Source organism: Streptomyces liangshanensis (assembly GCF_011694815.1).
Taxonomy (GTDB): Bacteria; Actinomycetota; Actinomycetes; order Streptomycetales; family Streptomycetaceae; genus Streptomyces; species Streptomyces liangshanensis.
The window spans coordinates 3,857,913-3,874,456 of record NZ_CP050177.1; the positions used below are offsets into that span (position 1 = coordinate 3,857,913).

General features: G+C 71.3%; 11 protein-coding genes. 5 read left to right on the plus strand and 6 right to left on the minus strand.

Going from position 1 to position 16,544, the window contains the following annotated elements; genetic code table 11:
- Positions 1 to 80 precede the first annotated feature (80 nt).
- Both HA039_RS16615 and aspS read right to left on the minus strand, forming a co-directional pair.
- Positions 81 to 932, minus strand: coding sequence for a L,D-transpeptidase family protein (locus HA039_RS16615; RefSeq protein WP_167030179.1), 852 nt, complete (start codon positions 930 to 932; stop codon positions 81 to 83).
- 165 nt (positions 933 to 1,097) lie between these two features.
- Positions 1,098 to 2,906, minus strand: a complete 1,809-nt coding sequence (gene aspS / locus HA039_RS16620; RefSeq protein ID WP_167030183.1) for an aspartate--tRNA ligase — start codon at positions 2,904 to 2,906, stop codon at positions 1,098 to 1,100.
- Positions 2,907 to 3,063: 157 nt separating this feature from the next.
- On the opposite strand from aspS, the gene HA039_RS16625 reads away from it, so the two are divergent.
- A complete protein-coding gene (locus HA039_RS16625; protein WP_167030186.1) occupies positions 3,064 to 5,313 on the plus strand; it encodes a SpoIIE family protein phosphatase in 2,250 nt (749 codons plus the stop codon).
- Between the two features lie 93 nt (positions 5,314 to 5,406).
- Here HA039_RS16625 and HA039_RS16630 read toward each other — a convergent pair whose 3' ends face one another.
- The 3 genes from HA039_RS16630 to HA039_RS16640 all read right to left on the minus strand — a co-directional run bounded on the left by HA039_RS16630 (position 5,407) and on the right by HA039_RS16640 (position 8,213).
- A complete protein-coding gene (locus tag HA039_RS16630) occupies positions 5,407 to 6,522 on the minus strand; it encodes an AI-2E family transporter (protein ID WP_167036944.1) in 1,116 nt (371 codons plus the stop codon).
- Between the two features lie 65 nt (positions 6,523 to 6,587).
- Positions 6,588 to 7,544, minus strand: a complete 957-nt coding sequence (locus HA039_RS16635) for a pirin family protein (RefSeq protein WP_167030189.1) — start codon at positions 7,542 to 7,544, stop codon at positions 6,588 to 6,590.
- 183 nt (positions 7,545 to 7,727) lie between these two features.
- On the minus strand, positions 7,728 to 8,213 hold the full coding sequence (locus HA039_RS16640; protein WP_161307010.1) for an SseB family protein: 486 nt from the start codon (positions 8,211 to 8,213) through the stop codon (positions 7,728 to 7,730).
- 194 nt (positions 8,214 to 8,407) lie between these two features.
- On the opposite strand from HA039_RS16640, the gene HA039_RS16645 reads away from it, so the two are divergent.
- From HA039_RS16645 to HA039_RS16655, 3 genes are all read left to right on the plus strand, one after another.
- A complete protein-coding gene (locus tag HA039_RS16645) occupies positions 8,408 to 10,234 on the plus strand; it encodes an acyl-CoA dehydrogenase (RefSeq protein WP_167030192.1) in 1,827 nt (608 codons plus the stop codon).
- A gap of 157 nt (positions 10,235 to 10,391) precedes the next feature.
- Positions 10,392 to 11,690 carry a M18 family aminopeptidase gene (locus HA039_RS16650; protein ID WP_167030195.1) on the plus strand — a complete coding sequence of 433 codons (1,299 nt, stop codon included), beginning with the start codon at positions 10,392 to 10,394 and terminating at the stop codon, positions 11,688 to 11,690.
- Positions 11,691 to 11,789: 99 nt separating this feature from the next.
- A complete protein-coding gene (locus HA039_RS16655; RefSeq protein ID WP_161307013.1) occupies positions 11,790 to 12,005 on the plus strand; it encodes a DUF6458 family protein in 216 nt (71 codons plus the stop codon).
- 316 nt (positions 12,006 to 12,321) lie between these two features.
- Here the strand turns inward: HA039_RS16655 and HA039_RS16660 are convergent, their stop codons facing one another.
- Positions 12,322 to 14,214: an NHL domain-containing thioredoxin family protein gene (locus tag HA039_RS16660; protein ID WP_167030198.1), complete on the minus strand. Its 1,893-nt coding sequence runs from the start codon at positions 14,212 to 14,214 to the stop codon at positions 12,322 to 12,324.
- A gap of 205 nt (positions 14,215 to 14,419) precedes the next feature.
- Between HA039_RS16660 and HA039_RS33590 the strand changes: the two genes are divergently transcribed.
- Positions 14,420 to 16,537, plus strand: coding sequence for a YncE family protein (locus HA039_RS33590; protein ID WP_243870128.1), 2,118 nt, complete (start codon positions 14,420 to 14,422; stop codon positions 16,535 to 16,537).
- The last annotated feature ends 7 nt before the right edge of the window (positions 16,538 to 16,544 follow it).

A 16,544-nucleotide genomic window follows, 5' to 3' on the forward strand; every position in this document is an offset into this window, starting at 1 on the left:
CCGCGCACCTGGAGGTACGGGCCCCTCGCCCCGCCCCGTACGCCCGCCTCCGTACCGACGCAGCCCGCGCCGACCCGGGCTCACCGGGCCAGCGAAGCCCTGTCCCCCATCACGACCACCGGTCGCTTCCCCGGGTCCAGCAGGCGCAGCAGTTCCTTCATCCGCGGGCGGGCCACCGAGACGCAGCCCTGGGTGGGGCCGCCGTGGTCCACGTGGATCCAGATGCCACCGCCCTTCTCCTCGCCGAGGGGGCGGCCCAGGTGGCGGGGGGTGTGGCCGGGGCGGCGGTTGTAGTTGATGGCGACGACGTAGTCGAAGGACCCGGCCAGCGGCTCGTCCTCGAAGCCGGTGCCGGAGATCGCGTAGTCCGAGGAGCGGTCGTACGGGAGTCTCGCCCCCGGGTCGCGCAGCTCGCCGCCCGCGTCCGTGAGGCCGAACACCCCGATCGGCGAGCGGCGGTCGCCCGCGTCGTGGTCGTCGGTCCAGCCCCGCAGCCCGTTGTGGGCGGGCCACGGGCCCGCCGCCACCTGCCAGCCCGTCACGGGGTCGCGTTCGTAGACGACGACGGTCGTGCGGTTGGAGTTCCGGGAGCGGCCGGTCGCGACGACGGCCTGGTTGCTGTCCTCGGGGAGGTCGGCGCGGGTCTCGGGGCCGAGGCCGGGGATCTCCGCCGGTACGAGCGCCCGGGCCGCGTCCACCCCCCGGTGCTCGGCGGCGGCCCGCTGCCCGGGCGGCCCGCCCGCCGCCACGGCCTCCACCGGGCCCGCGCCGCGGGAGTCACCCCGGTCGGGAGCGAGCGACGCGCACCCGGTGAGCAGCAGCGCGGCGACGAGGAACGCCGGGCAGGAACGCAGGCGCGAAGGGCGCGTGGGTGAGGAGCGGTGACGCGAAGATCGGTGACGCGCACGCGAAGAAGGGGACGGTCGTCTCATTTCGCCTACCGTGGTCTGCGGAGAAGGACAAAGGTGCATCGACACCGGGATCGTCCGGCACTCTGGGTCACCATAGGCGACCGGAGAGTACACACCGCGCGTACACGAGGAGGGGCCAGGAACCGGTACCGGTTCCTGGCCCCTCCCGTGGTGTGCGGACCGCCGCTACTCGCCCGTCTTGGCGTCCGGCTTGGCGCCCGCCTTCGCCTCGGTCTTCGCGACCGGCTTGCGCAGTGCCACGTTCAGCTCCCGCAGCCGCGACTCGTCCAGCTCGGTCGGCGCGCCCATCATCAGGTCCTGGGCGTTGCCGTTGAGCGGGAAGGCGATCGTCTCGCGGATGTTCGGCTCGTCCGCGAGCAGCATCACGATGCGGTCGATGCCCGGGGCGATGCCGCCGTGCGGCGGGGCGCCCAGGCGGAACGCGCGGAGCATGCCCGCGAACTCGTGCTCGACGGTCTCGCGGTCGTAACCGGCGATCTCGAAGGCCTTGATCATCAGCTCGGGCTCGTGGTTCCGGATCGCGCCGGACGACAGCTCGATGCCGTTGCAGACGATGTCGTACTGCCAGGCCAGGATGTCCAGCGGGTCCTTCGTCTCCAGGTCGGACAGGCCGCCCTGGGGCATCGAGAACGGGTTGTGCGAGAAGTCGATCTTCCCGGTCTCCTCGTCCTTCTCGTACATCGGGAAGTCGACGACCCAGCAGAACCGGAAGACGCCTTCCTCGAAGTGCCCGGCGCGCTTGGCGGCCTCGACGCGGACCGCGCTCATGATCTTGGAGACCTCGCCGAACTCGCCCGCGCCGAAGAAGATCGCGTGGCCGGGGGCGAGGGAAAGGCGCTCGGTGAGGACCTTGACGTTGTCCTCGGTGAGGAACTTGGCGATCGGGCCGCTCAGCGCGCCGTCGTCACCGACCCGCACCCAGGCCAGGCCCTTGGCGCCGAGGCCCACGGCGAAGTCGCCGAGGCCGTCGAAGAACTTCCGCGACTGGCCGGCCGTGTCCGGCACCGGCAGGGCGCGCACGTGCTTGCCGGCGAACGCCTTGAAGTCGGAGTCCTCGAAGACGTCCGAGATGTCGCTGAGCTCCAGCTTGGCGCGCAGGTCGGGCTTGTCGTTGCCGTACTTGACCATCGACTCGCGGAACGGGATCCGCGGGAAGGGGGAGGTGACCTCGCGGCCCTCGCCGAACTCGGTGAACAGCTCGGTCATGAGCTTCTCGATCGGCTGGAAGACGTCCTCCTGCTCGACGAAGCTCATCTCGACGTCGAGCTGGTAGAACTCGCCCGGCGAGCGGTCGGCGCGGGCGTCCTCGTCGCGGAAGCAGGGCGCGATCTGGAAGTAGCGGTCGAAGCCGGAGACCATCAGCAGCTGCTTGAACTGCTGCGGGGCCTGGGGCAGCGCGTAGAACTTGCCGGGGTTCAGCCGGGAGGGCACGACGAAGTCGCGGGCGCCCTCGGGGGAGGCCGCGGTGAGGATCGGCGTGGCCATCTCGTTGAAGCCGAGCGCGGTCATCTTGTGCCGGATCGCGGAGATGACGGCCGTCCGCAGCATGATGTTGCGGTGCATGCGCTCGCGGCGCAGGTCGAGGAAGCGGTACTCGAGGCGCCGCTCCTCGTTGACGCCGTCCTCGGTGTTGATCGTGAAGGGCAGCGGGCCGGCCGCGCCCAGGATCTCGACCTCCGAGACCTCGATCTCGATCTCGCCGGTGGCGAGGTCCGGGTTCACGTTCTCCGCGCCGCGGGCCGAGACCGTCCCGTCGATGCGGACGACGGTCTCCTTCGTGAGCTTGGACAGCTCCTCGTTCGCGGCGGTGCCGGGCCGGGCGACGAGCTGGACCAGACCGTAGTGGTCCCTCAGATCGATGAAGAGGATGCCGCCCAGGTCTCGGCGATTGTGCAGCCAGCCGCTCAGCCGGACGTCGGTGCCGACGTCAGAGGCGCGGAGCTCGCCGCAGGTGTGGGACCTGTACCGATGCATCGTCTTTCGTCCAGTCTTCGCGATTCGGGCCGTGACGGATGCCACGGCGTTCAGGCGGGTGTCACAGCAGGCGTTCAGGCATGTGGCACAACCCTAGCGCCCGGCGGTGGGGGCCCCTCATTGGCGTTTGCTCTACAGATGTTCATAAAGTGTGACAATGCGCACCGAGGAAGTCCTGGCCGCGATCGCGACCGGCATCTGGCGCTGGGACGACGCGACCGGCCGCGTCACCCTGGACGCCGAGGCTGCCCGGCTGCTCGGGCTGCCCGCGGAACCGGCGTCCCTCACCGCGTCGGGCGCGCGCTCCCACTTCCACCCCGTCGACTGGAACGAGATCCAGGGCATCGTCGGCCTCGCGGTCGCGGAGGGGACGCTGGCCGAGGCGCGGCTGCGGATCATGGACGAGAAGGGCCGGGTGCTGCGTACCGTACGGGCGCGGTCCAAGCCGATCGTCCGGGCCCGGCCCGACGACAGCCGGGCGTACGAGCTGATCGGCACGCTCCAGGAGGTGGCCGAGCCGCGCCCCGGCACGGCCATCGAGGGCAGCTCGGTCACCGGGGACTGGCGGCGGTCGCGGGAGGCCTTCCTGCTCGACGCCGGGCGGGCGCTGGCGGAGGCCCGGTCCACGGCGGAGGTGCTGCGGGTCGCGTCGTCGCTGTCCATGCCGGGCTTCTCGCCGGACGGCCTCGCGGTGTTCAGCGCCTCGCCGACGCAGGAGGGGCTGCGGATCGTCGGCATCCTCGGGAACACGGCGGCGGACGCGGACGGCTTCTCCAGCCTGACCGTCGAATCCGACTACCCGGCGTCCGAGGTCATCAGGACCGGCCGGGCGATCTACCTGCCCACGGCGGAGTCGTACAAGGAGCGCTACCCGGAGATGTGGCCGCTCGTCGAGCCGTTCGAGCGCAACTCCTGGGCCTTCCTGCCGCTGACCGTCGCGGGCCGCACGCTCGGCACGTGGATGGCGGCCTTCAAGAACCGCGTGGCGTTCTCGCCCGACGAGCGGTCCGTGCTGAACACGGTGGCGCGGATGCTGGCGCAGGCGCTGGCCCGCGCCGGGGTGACCGAGAGCGAGCGGGAACTGTCCCTGGGGCTCCAGCGCTCGATGATGCCGACGCTGAACACGGACATCCCGGGGATGTCGGTCGCGGCGCGGTACGTGCCGACCGGCGGCGGGCTCCAGGTCGGCGGCGACTGGTACGACATGATCCCGCTGCCGGGCGGCACCACCGAGGCGGAGGGGCGGGGGAGCGGGCGGTTCGCGCTGGTCATCGGGGACGTCCAGGGGCACGACGTACGGGCGGCGGGGCTGATGGGGCAGCTGCGGATCGCGCTGCGCGCGTACGCGGCCGAGGGGCACCGGCCCGACGCCGTGCTGTCCCGGGCGTCACGGTTCCTCGCGGGGATGCGGCAGCTGCCGGGGCCCGACAGCGGCGGGGGGACGGGGGCGCCGTACGCCGTCGGCGGGGACGGCTCGGCGGACGCCACCATGACGGACGAGGAGTACGAGAGGACCGGGCCGCGCTTCGCCACCTGCCTGTACATGGAGGTCGACCCGGAGAACGGGACGCTGGAGATCGCGCGGGCCGGGCACCTGGACCCGGTGTTCCGGATGCCGGACGGGACGGCTTTCATCCGGCAGACGGCGGGTGGGCTGCCGCTGGGGATCGAGGCGGACTCGGACTATCCGACGACGCAGATCGTGCTCCAGCCGGGGGAGCTGCTGATGCTCTGCACGGACGGGCTCGTGGAGACCGGCGGCCACGACCTGGCGACCGGCTGGGACCGGCTGCGGCCCGTGCTGGAGGGCGACACGGAATCGTCGCTGGAGGAGCTGGCGGACGCGCTGATGGGGGTCGTGCACGGGCCCGGCTCGCACTACATGACGGGGCCGCTGCCGGAGCACCGGGAGGACGACATCGCGCTCGTCCTGCTGGCGCGGGACGGCTCGCCGACGCGGGCGGACCGGCAGCCGCCGCCGCGGCGCACGGTGCTGACGATCGCGCAGGCGGAACCGGAGCGGATCGCGGGGGCGCGGCGGCAACTGCGCGACCTGCTGCACGACTGGTCGGACGACGAGCAGGTGGACGCGGCGGTGCTGATGGTGTCGGAGATGGTCACCAACGTCCTGGTCCACACGGACGGGGACGCGCTGCTGGTGGCCGAGGCGGCGGGCGAACGCGGCGACCGCCGGCTGCGGGTGGAGGTGGCGGACGTCAACGACGAACTCCCGCACCGCCGCCGCCCCGGCGAACTGGCGTCGAGCGGGCGCGGGCTGGTCCTGATGGAGGTGCTGGCGGACGCGTGGGGGGTGAATCCTCGCGGCGAGGGCAAGTCGATCTGGTTCGAGCTGTACGAGTCGGGCGACCACGCCCCCGCCCCGGAGGAGGCCCTGCCGGAGGCGTGACGCCGCGGACGAGGGGTGCGGCCTGCGGCCACGCTTTGTCCTCAATCGCCGGACGGGCTTGATTGTGGCTGGTCTCTGTCCGTACCCGCGGATTCATGATCCGGGAGCACCCCCGTCGAGCCCGTCCGGCGATTGAGGACTCGGTGGGGCGGGCGGGTCGCCGGGGTCACTGGGGGGCATGCGGGCGCGTACCTCTGACAGCACCCCCAAGGCCGCCGCCGTGAGCGGCACCGCCAGCAAAGTACCCAGGATCCCCGCCGTCCCCGCCCCCGCCGTGATCGCCAGGAGGATCACCGCCGGGTGCATCTGGACCGTACGGCTCTGGATCAGCGGTTGCAGCAGATGCCCCTCCACCGCCTCCACCGCGATCAGCACCGCCAGCACCCACAGCCCGATGACCACCCCGCGGTCGGCGAGCGCGACCAGGACGGCGATCGAGCCCGACAGCAGCGCGCCGACGAACGGGATGTACGCCCCGACGAAGACGAGCGCGCCGAGCCCGAAGGCCCCCGGCACCCGCAGGATCAGCAGCCCGGCGGTGATGCACACGGCGTCGATGAGGGCGATCAGCGTCGTCCCGTGCATGAACCCCGCCACCGCCCGGAACGCGTGCCGCGCCATCGCCTCGACCGCCTCCCCCGTGGACGCCGGGGCCAGCGAGCGGAACGCCCGCGCGATCCGCTCCGCGTCCCGGAGGAAGAAGAAGATCAGGAGCAGCGCCAGCACCGCGGTGGCGATCAGTTCCGCCACCAGGCTGATCCCGTTGACCACCTCGGACGCCGCCGTCGCCCCGTACCGCGACAGCAGTGACTTCGCGTTCGACGCGAGATCGTCGAGCGACGTCCCCGCGAAGCCGAAGTGCTCGGACAGCGTCTTCGCCGCGTCCCGCACCGAGGCCACGATCTGGTCCCCGGTGTCGACGAGCGCGTTGACGACGATGTACCCCGCCCCGCCGACCACCACGACCACACACAGGCACGTCAGGAACGCCGCGATCGACCGGTTCACCTTCAGCCGGACGAGCCACCCGTACACCGGCCCCAGCAGCGCGGTGCCGAGGATCGCCAGCAGCACCGGCGTGACCACCGCCTTGAGCGTCAGCGACAGCCAGATCACCACGGCCCCGACCGCGGCGGCCAGCACGATCACCCCGCACCACGCGGCGAACCGCGAGGCGGCCCGGGGCAGCAGCGGCGGCGTCGAGGGCATCTTCACCCGCCCACCCGACCACGCCGGCCCCCGCTCCGCCGGGCTGACGCGCCCGCCGGTGACCCCTACTGCACGTGCGGGACCGGCACCGTTCCCAGGCGCCCGGCCTGGAAGTCGTCGAACGCCTGCTTCAGCTCCGCCTGGCTGTTCATGACGAACGGCCCGTAGTGCGCCATCGGCTCCCGGATCGGGCGCCCGCCGAGCAGCACGATCTCCAGGTCGGGGGTGTTCGAGTCCTGCGACTCGTCCGCCCGTACGGTCAGCGAACCGCCCGCCCCGAACACCGCCGTCTGCCCGGTGTGGACCGGCCGCCGGTCCGTACCGACCGCGCCGCGCCCCGCCAGGACGTACGCGATCCCGTTGAAGTCCTCGCGCCACGGCAGCGTGATCTCCGCGCCCGGCCGCAACGTCGCGTGGACCATCGTGATCGGCGTGTGCGTGATGCCGGGGCCCTCGTGGCCGTCCAGCTCACCCGCGATCACCCGCAGCAGCGCGCCGCCGTCGGGCGAGGTGAGCAGCTGCACCTGGCCGCCGCGGATGTCCTGGTAGCGCGGGTTCATCATCTTGTCCGCGGCCGGCAGGTTCACCCACAGCTGGAGGCCGTGGAACAGCCCGCCCGACATCACCAGCGACTCCGGCGGCGTCTCGATGTGCAGCAGGCCCGAGCCCGCCGTCATCCACTGCGTGTCGCCGTTCATGATCGTCCCGCCGCCACCGTTGCTGTCCTGGTGGATGAAGGTGCCGTCGATGATGTACGTCACGGTCTCGAAGCCGCGGTGCGGGTGCCACGGGGTGCCCTTGGGCTCGCCCGGCGCGTAGTCCACCTCACCCATCTGGTCCATCATGATGAACGGGTCGAGATGGGTGTAGTTGATCCCGGCGAACGCGCGCCGCACCGGGAAGCCCTCTCCCTCGAAGCCGCCGGGCGCCGTCGAGACGGCGAGCACCGGACGGGCCACGGCGTCCGCGGGGGCAGCGACGCGCGGCAGGGTCAGCGGGTTTTCGACGGTCACTGCGGGCATGAGGTCCTCCTCGATGATGTCAACGCTCAATTTAGTTGAACGGTGAACATCTGGCAAGGCGGCCTTCATTCCCGCGCGTTCCGGGGTACGCGAAAGGGCCCGTACCACGTCGGTACGGACCCCAGGGCGGTCAGGCAGTCGAGCTGCCGGGCGGTCAGGCGGCCGAACGGCCGGGCGGATTCGTCAGCCGTACATCCGCCGCATCGCGAAGTCCACCATCTGCTCGACCGCCTTCGCGTCGAACACCATCCGGTGGTCCCCCTCCATGTCGAGCACGAAGCCGTAGCCCGTCGGCAGCAGGTCGATCACCTCCGCGCCCGTGATCACGAAGTACTTCGACTCCTTGCCGGCGTACCTGCGCAGCTCCTTGAGCGTGCTGAACATCGGGATCACCGGCTGCTGCGTGTTGTGCAGCGCCAAGAACCCCGGGTTGTCGCCACGGGGGCAGTAGACCTTCGACGTCGCGAAGATCTGCTGGAAGTCCTCGGCCGACAACGACCCCGTCGTGAACGCCCGCACGGCGTCACCCAGAGACGGAGGTGACGGTTCCGGATACAGGGGCTGCTCGCCGTACCCGCCGACACCGACACCGCCCATCGGCTGCTGCGGCTGCTGTTGCGGGTGCGCGTACTGCTGCTGAGCGCCCGGGGTCTGGTCGTAGCCGTACATGACCGCAAGAGTACTGAGAATCAGCGCCCGCAGGTGCCCCGTCCGTCCCCTGGTCGGCCGGGATCGGCCTCCCTCGACCTCGTCACATCATCCAGGAGGGGGTTGCATCTTATTACCCACGGGTAGCATCATCGTAGCTACTAACCGGTACATGTCTGAGGAATCCGCCTCCCGAGCCTTACGGAGCCGTCGCCATGGGGCACTACAAGTCGAATCTCCGCGACATCGAGTTCAACCTCTTCGAGGTCCTCGGGCGCGACAAGCTCTATGGCACGGGCCCGTTCGCGGAGATGGACGTGGAGACGGCCAGGAGCGTCCTCGGCGAGATCGCCCGCCTCGCGGAGAACGATCTGGCCGCGTCCTTCGCCGAGGCCGACCGCACCCCGCCCGTCTTCGACCCCGAGACCCACACCGCCCCGGTCCCGGCGGCCTTCAGGAAGAGCTACCAGGCGTTCATGGACGCCGAGTACTGGCGCCTGGGCCTGCCCGAGGAGATCGGCGGCACGACGGCCCCCCGCTCCCTGATCTGGGCGTACGCGGAGCTGGTCCTCGGCGCCAACCCGGCCGTGTGGATGTACGCGTCGGGCCCGGCCTTCGCCGGCATCCTCTTCGAGGAGGGCAACGAGGCCCAGAAGAAGGTCGCCGCGCTCGCGGTCGAGCGGCAGTGGGGCTCCACCATGGTCCTCACCGAGCCGGACGCGGGCTCGGACGTCGGCGCGGGCCGCACGAAGGCCGTCCAGCAGGACGACGGCACGTGGCACATCGAGGGCGTGAAGCGCTTCATCACGTCCGGCGAGCACGACATGTCGGAGAACATCCTCCACTACGTCCTCGCCCGCCCCGAGGGCGCCGGACCCGGCACCAAGGGCCTGTCCCTCTTCCTCGTACCGAAGTACGAGTTCGACTGGGAGACCGGCGAGCTGGGCGAGCGCAACGGCGTCAAGGCCACCAACGTCGAGCACAAGATGGGCCTCAAGGCCTCCAACACCTGCGAGATGACCTTCGGCGACGGCCGCCCCGCCCGCGGCTGGCTCATCGGCGACAAGCACGACGGCATCCGCCAGATGTTCCGCATCATCGAGTTCGCCCGGATGATGGTCGGTACGAAGGCCATCGCCACGCTCTCCACCGGCTACCTGAACGCGCTGGAGTACGCCAAGGAGCGCGTCCAGGGCCCCGACCTCGCGCAGTTCATGGACAAGGCCGCGCCCAAGGTCACCATCACGCACCACCCCGACGTGCGCCGCTCGCTCATGACGCAGAAGGCGTACGCGGAGGGCATGCGCTCCCTCGTCCTGTACACCGCGTCGGTGCAGGACGAGATCGCCGCCAAGGAGACCGCGGGCGAGGACGTCAAGGGACTCGCGGGCCTCAACGACCTGCTGCTGCCCATCGTGAAGGGTTACGGCTCCGAGCGGTCGTACGAACAGCTCGCGCAGTCGCTCCAGACGTTCGGCGGCTCCGGCTACCTCCAGGAGTACCCGGTCGAGCAGTACATCCGGGACGCCAAGATCGACACCCTCTATGAGGGCACCACCGCCATCCAGGGCCAGGACTTCTTCTTCCGCAAGATCGTCCGCGACCAGGGCCAGGCGCTGAACACCCTCTCCGAGGAGATCAAGAAGTTCCTCGCCGTCTCCACCGGCGGTACGGACCTGGCGCCGGCCAGGGACGCGCTCGCCAAGGCCGCCGTCGACCTGGAGGCGATCGTCGGCCGCATGCTGGCCGACCTCACCGCCACCGGCGAGGACGTCAGGAACATCTACAAGGTCGGCCTCAACACCACCCGCCTGCTGATGGCTTCGGGCGACGTGGTCGTCGGCTACCTGCTGCTGCGCGGCGCGGCGGTCGCGGCGGAGAAGCTGGAGACGGCGGCGGCGAAGGACGTGGCGTTCTACCAGGGCAAGATCGCGGCGGCGAAGTTCTTCGCGGCGAACGTGCTGCCCCAGGTGTCCGCGGCGCGCACGCTCGCGGAGGCGGTGGACAACTCCCTGATGGAGCTGCCCGAATCGGCGTTCTGAGCGACCCGGACCGGACCCGGACCGGCCGGCCCGCGGGGCGTCTCCGACACGGAGGCGCCCCGCGGCGCTGCCGGGCGGCCCCACGCGCCGTCCCCGTCCCTCCCCCGTAACAACCGGTGGCGACCCCTCTGTCACGCCCCGTCGTTAGGGTGACCCCATGAGCACTTCCGCCCGCTTCGACCGCGGCCACACCGACGACCTCATGTCCTTCCTCGCCGCCAGCCCTTCGCCGTACCACGCGGTGGCCAACGCTGCGGAGCGGCTGGAGAAGGCCGGGTTTCGGCAGGTGGCGGAGACGGACGCCTGGGACGGCGCCACGGGCGGGAAGTACGTCCTGCGGGGCGGCGCGATCATCGCCTGGTACGTGCCGGAGGGCGCCCTGCCGCACACCCCGTTCCGGATCGTCGGCGCGCACACCGATTCGCCGAACCTGCGGGTCAAACCGCTGCCGGACACCGGGTCGTACGGCTGGCGGCAGATCGCCGTCGAGATCTACGGCGGCACGCTGCTCAACACCTGGCTCGACCGCGACCTCGGGCTCGCGGGCCGCATCACCCTGCGCGACGGCACGAACCGGCTCGTGAACATCGACCGCGCGCTCCTGCGGGTCCCCCAACTCGCCGTCCACCTGGACCGGTCGGTCAACTCCGACGGGCTCAAGCTCGACCGCCAGCGCCACATGCAGCCGATCTGGGGACTGGGCGAGCCCGAGGAGGGCGACCTGATCCGCTTCGTGGCCGAGGAGACCGGCGTCGAGGCCGAGGACGTCACCGGCTGGGACCTGATGCCGCACGCCGTCGAGCGCCCCTCGTACCTGGGCCGCGACAAGGAGCTGGTCGCGGGCCCCAGGATGGACAACCTCCTGTCCGTGCACGCGGCGACGGCCGCCCTGGCCGCGGTCGCCGGCCCCGGCGCGGGGTCCCTCCCGCACATCCCGGTCCTCGCCGCCTTCGACCACGAGGAGAACGGGTCGCAGTCGGACACCGGCGCGGACGGCCCCCTGCTCGGCACGGTGCTGGAGCGCTCCGTCCTCTCCAGAGGCGGTACGTACGAGGACCGCGCCCGGGCCTTCGCCGGTACGGTCTGCCTGTCGTCCGACACGGGCCACGCCGTGCACCCCAACTACAGCGACCGCCACGACCCGACGCACCGGCCTCGCCCCAACGGCGGCCCGATCCTCAAGGTCAACGTCAACATGCGCTACGCGACGGACGGCAGCGGCCGCGCGGTGTTCGCCGCGGCCTGCGAGAAGGCGGGTGTGCCGTGGCAGTCGTTCGTCTCCAACAACTCGATGCCGTGCGGCACGACGATCGGCCCGATCACCGCGGCCCGGCACGGCATCCAGACCGTCGACATCGGCGTGGCCATCCTCTCGATGCACAGCGCCCGCGAGTTGTGCGGCGCCGACGACCCGTACCTCCTGGCCAACACCCTGGTCGCGTTCCTCGGCGACTGAGCCCGGAAGACGAACTTCCGCCGCCCGCATGGCTGTTCCGGACCGGGGTACCCGAGGCACAGGCCCGGAACGGCCAACTGTCAACAGGAGGCGGAATTCATGGGCATCGGCGGATGTATCGCACTCATCGGCGTGGGCGCCATCCTCACGTTCGCGACCGACTGGCACTCCGACAGCGTGAACCTCGACCTGGTCGGGCTGATCATGATGGCGGTGGGCATCATCGGCATCGCCACCTTCACCAGCATCGCCCGCCGCAGGCGCGCCGTGGTAGCCCCCACGGTGGTCCAACAGGACGACCGCAGGGGCTTCTGACCCCGGGCCCTGCGCGGCCGGCCACCGGCGATCGCCGACAATCACGGCATGGATCGCACGCGTGGACCCGTCGGCAGGACGTTCCTGACCTGGCCCGTGTCTGGCGCCTCCTGCCCCCGCGCGTCCGCTTCGTCGCGGAACCGAGGCTCCATCAGCTCGGCTCGACGCCGAGGAGGGCGACCCCTGTGAACGGGGCTGGCCCTCGGGCTGGGACATGATGCCCTTCCCCAAGCCGGATTCCGTTCACGTGGTGGTCTGACACCGAGGCGGTTCAGCGCGTGCTGAACCGCCTCGTCGGCGTCGCGAACCGTACCCCTCAGGCGCCGGTCGTCGGCGGGGGCTCGGCCATGCCGGCCAGGACCAGGGGGAGGTGGGTGGTGCCGGTGGGGGTTACCTCGATCGGGACGCCCCAGTCCTGTTGGTGGACGTGGCAGGCCGGGTACTCGTTCGACGGGTCGTCGTCGCAGGACGCGGCCATCGCGGAGACGTGCAGGACGCCCTCCGTGACGCCGTCGGCCAGGACCAGGTCGCGGTGGAGGTCCGTACCGGCGCCGGAGCCCTCCGCCAGGAGGCCGGGCGGGGTCGAGGAGACGAGCAGCCGGGTCGAGGGGCCGTAGCGGGTGTCGAGCTTCTGGCCCGACGGCGCCGCGAAGACCACGTCCAGCCGCAGCGCGCCCGGCGCGACCTCGGTGGCCGCGCGCCGGGTGCGGTGGGCGACGGACTCGACGCGGACGGCCTCGTCGGGCAGCCTCAGGCGGGTCAGCCGGTGGCGCGCGGACTCCACCACCACGATGTCGTCGCCGGCCAGCACGGCGGCGGACGGCTCGCGCAGGTCGGTGGCGAGCGTCGTCACCTCACCCGTCGCGGGGTCGAAGCGGCGCAGGGCGTGGTTGTACGTGTCCGAGACCGCGACCGAACCGTCCGGCAGCGCCGTGACCCCCAACGGGTGCTGGAGCAGCGCCTGTTCGGCGGCGCCGTCACGGTGGCCGAAGTCGAAGAGGCCGGTGCCGACGGCGGTGCGCACGACGAAGCCGTCCGATGCCGGCGCCCGCTCCACGTACCGCAGCGCACTCGTCTCCGAGTCCGCCACCCACAGCCGGTCCCCGGCCGCCGCGAGGCCCGACGGCTGCGCGAACCACGCCTCCCCGGCGGGCCCGTCCACCAGCCCCTCGTTCGTCGTCCCGGCCGCCACCCCGACCGTGCCGGTGGCCGGGTCGTACGTCCACAGCTGGTGCACGCCGGCCATCGCGATCCACACCCGGTCCGCCCACCACGCCACGTCCCACGGCGACGAGAGGTCCACCTCCAGCGCCGGCCCCGAGGTCGGCGACCCCTGCCACCACTGCCGCCCGGTCCCGGCGACGGTCGCGATCCGGCCGCTGACCGGGTCGTACGTACGCAGCGCGTGGTTCACGGTGTCGGCGACGATCACCGTGCCGTCGGGCAGCAGCGCCAGCCCCTGCGGCTCGCTGAACGAATCCGGCCCGAATCCGCGCCCGCCCGTCCCGATCCGCCGTACGACGCTCTCGCCGTCCGGCTCCAGCTCGACCAGCTGGTGCCGGGTGGAGTCGGACACGAGGAAGTTCCCGCTGCCCGGCAGCACGACCGCCTTCCCGGGGAACCGCAGGTCCGTGGCCACGGCCTCGGGCGCCACGTACGGCCCGTCCCCGCGCCGCAGCGTCCCCTTGGCCGCGTGCTCGGCCTCCAGCTCCTCCACGAGCTTCTCGATGGCGTGCGCGTGCCCCTCGCCCGCGTGCTGCGCGACGACGTACCCCTCGGGGTCGATCACGACCAGCGTCGGCCACGCCCGCACGGCGTACTGCTTCCACGTCGCCAGCTCGGGGTCGTCCAGCACGGGGTGGTGCACCTCGTAGCGCTCGACGGCGTCGACGACGGACCGGTGCTCGGCCTCGTGCACGAACTTCGGCGAGTGCACACCGATGATCACCACCGTGTCCCGGTGCTTCTCCTCCAGCTCCCGCAGCTCGTCCAGGACGTGCAGGCAGTTGATGCAGCAGAACGTCCAGAAGTCGAGAACGACGATACGTCCCCGCAGGTCGGCGAGGGTGTACGAGGTGTCACCCGTGTTCAGCCACCCGCCCTTCCCGACCAGCTCGGGAGCGCGGACTCGGGTACGTCGGCGGGGCGCGGGCGCGGGGGTGGGCGCGGAGGCGGGCGCGGGGACAGGCCCGGAGGAAGCGTCGTTCATGCTTCAAGCTTGCCACTCGACGTCGCCCCCGGAGTCCCCCGCATAACCCACTTCTCCGTTGTCACAGCCATGGCCTAGGGTTCAGTGGTAGCGGCCGCGCCCCGAAGCAACTGTCCCTTCGAGACGGTTTCCCGGGTCTCGCGCGGCGCTCTCGACACACCCGGTCGACGAACCGGGTTTCCTTGTGGGGGAAATGTCCGTGCGTATGCGCAGTATGTCGATCGCGACGTCGTTCGCGGTCCTATTCAGTTCCGCGGCGCTGAGCGCCGCCGTGGCCGGGTCCGCCTCGGCCGCGACGGTCGCTTCGGTCGCCACACCCGGCGGCATGGCCGTGGACGGTGCCCTGCACCGGGTCTTCCTCGGTGACAGCACGGCCGGGAAGATCGTGGCCGCCGACTACTCGGGCGCGCTCGTCGACTCGGTGACCGGTGTCCGCGGGGTCTCGGATCTCGCGGTGTCCGACGACGGCTCCACCCTGTACGCGGCCGTGGAGGCAACCCACGAGATCGTGGCGCTCGACGCGGCCACCCTCGACATCAAGGCCCGCTACCCGGTCGCGACCGACAAGGGTCCGCGGTACGTGGCGTTCGCCGCGGGCAAGGTCTGGTTCACCTACGGGGACCAGTGGGACGGCAACCTGGGCTCGGTCGACCCGCAGGCCGGTCGGACGACCGACCCGGACCCCGACCCGACGACCGGCACCACTCCGCCCCCGGACACGGAGCCGACCACCGGCACCACCCCGCCTCCGGACACCGACCCCACCACGCCGCCGGACACCGACCCGACGGCCGGGACCACCACGCCCCCGGACACCACCCCGACCACCGCGACCACCCTCGCGGCCGCCGCCGACCCGGTGACGCTCGGCCAGTTCCCCCAGTCGGGCATCGGCCTCTGGAATCCGGCGCTCCTCGACACGGACCCGTCCCAGCCCGGCGTCCTGGCGGTCGGGCAGACCGGTAGTTCGACGGACTCCATGGCGGTCGTGAACGTGGCCGGTGCCACGCCCACCCTCACCGCCTGGTACTTCAGTGACTACTCGCTCAACAGCGGCATCGGGGACATCGACCTGGTTCCCGGCGGGTCCCAGGTCCTGGTCAACGGATACCTGAAGGACGCCTACGCGGACGGCAAGTTCACCGCGGCCGGCGCCTACCCCGCCGGCCAGCGGGCCGACGTCTCCCCCACCGGCCTGGTGGCCCAGTCCACCGGCACCAAGGTGGCCGTGCACCGCCCGAACGTCTCCGCGCCCGTGCGGACGTACACCGTGGGAACGTCCGGCGCGGCCGAGCTGGCCTGGGCACCGGACTCCTCGCGGATCTTCGCCCTGGTGGCGGCGAGCGGCCGGTACAGCCTCAAGGTGCTGACCAGCCCGACGGTCAACAACCCGACCCTGACCGTGAGCGCCCCGTCGAAGGCCACCCGCGCCAAGTCGCTCACCGTGACCGGCAAGCTGTCGGCGACGGTGGCGCTGCCGGCCAGTGTGTCCCTGCGGGTCACCCGGACCGACCTGGACAGCCCGGCCGGCAAGGCGCTGGCCTCCGTCAAGACGAAGTCGGACGGGAGCTTCTCGTTCAAGGACACCCCGCCGGCCGGCGGGAACGTCAAGTACACGGTCGCGTACGCCGGTGACGCCACGCACCTGGCGGCCTCGGGCTCCGACACCGTCGCGGTCTCCCGCGTCACCCCGAAGCTGACGCTGACCAACAACGGCAAGGTGTACGACTACGGCAAGAAGGTCGCGTTCACCGCGCACCTCGGCTCGACGTACAAGAACCGCACGGTCGAGATCTGGGCCGACCCGTTCGGCACCGACAAGCCGAACAAGCTCCTCAAGTCCGCCAAGGTCAACTCCGCGGGCAACGTGTCGGTCTCGATCAGCATGACCCGGGACGCCACGGTCAGCGCCGTGTTCAAGGGCGACGCCCGGTCCGCGCCGAAGACGGTCAAGTCCACCGCGGGCGCGCGGGTGAAGGTGTCGTCCACGCTGTCGAAGTACTACCGGACCGGCAAGATCGGCTCCACGACGTACTACTACTTCCACAAGAACACCGACGTCGTCGACACGACGACGATGACGTACTACAAGGGCCGCAAGCAGCGCCTGGAACTGGAGCTGTACTACCAGGGCCAGTGGTACGCGGGGGACTCCGAGTACTTCAACCTCGGCACGAGCGGCAAGTCGATCGTCAACCTGGGCCACCCCGGCGAGTCCGGCATCCGGGCGCGCGTGCGTTCCTCGTACGTCAACGCCAGCTCGGGGGACACCGTGAACTCGACGACGCACGGCGCCTGGAAGTACTTCCTCTTCACCAACTGACCGCCTC

Excerpts from the sequence above, each read along its gene's own strand:
- aspS (WP_167030183.1), bottom strand. The coding sequence starts at position 2,906 with ATGCATCGGTACAGGTCCCACACCTGCGGCGAGCTCCGCGCCTCTGAC.
- HA039_RS16625 (WP_167030186.1), top strand. The coding sequence starts at position 3,064 with ATGCGCACCGAGGAAGTCCTGGCCGCGATCGCGACCGGCATCTGGCGC.
- HA039_RS16640 (WP_161307010.1), bottom strand. The coding sequence starts at position 8,213 with ATGTACGGCTACGACCAGACCCCGGGCGCTCAGCAGCAGTACGCGCAC.
- HA039_RS33590 (WP_243870128.1), top strand. The coding sequence starts at position 14,420 with ATGCGCAGTATGTCGATCGCGACGTCGTTCGCGGTCCTATTCAGTTCC.
- HA039_RS16660 (WP_167030198.1), bottom strand. The coding sequence starts at position 14,214 with ATGAACGACGCTTCCTCCGGGCCTGTCCCCGCGCCCGCCTCCGCGCCC.
- HA039_RS16635 (WP_167030189.1), bottom strand. The coding sequence starts at position 7,544 with ATGCCCGCAGTGACCGTCGAAAACCCGCTGACCCTGCCGCGCGTCGCT.
- HA039_RS16630 (WP_167036944.1), bottom strand. The coding sequence starts at position 6,522 with ATGCCCTCGACGCCGCCGCTGCTGCCCCGGGCCGCCTCGCGGTTCGCC.
- HA039_RS16650 (WP_167030195.1), top strand. The coding sequence starts at position 10,392 with ATGAGCACTTCCGCCCGCTTCGACCGCGGCCACACCGACGACCTCATG.
- HA039_RS16655 (WP_161307013.1), top strand. The coding sequence starts at position 11,790 with ATGGGCATCGGCGGATGTATCGCACTCATCGGCGTGGGCGCCATCCTC.
- HA039_RS16615 (WP_167030179.1), bottom strand. The coding sequence starts at position 932 with ATGAGACGACCGTCCCCTTCTTCGCGTGCGCGTCACCGATCTTCGCGT.
- HA039_RS16645 (WP_167030192.1), top strand. The coding sequence starts at position 8,408 with ATGGGGCACTACAAGTCGAATCTCCGCGACATCGAGTTCAACCTCTTC.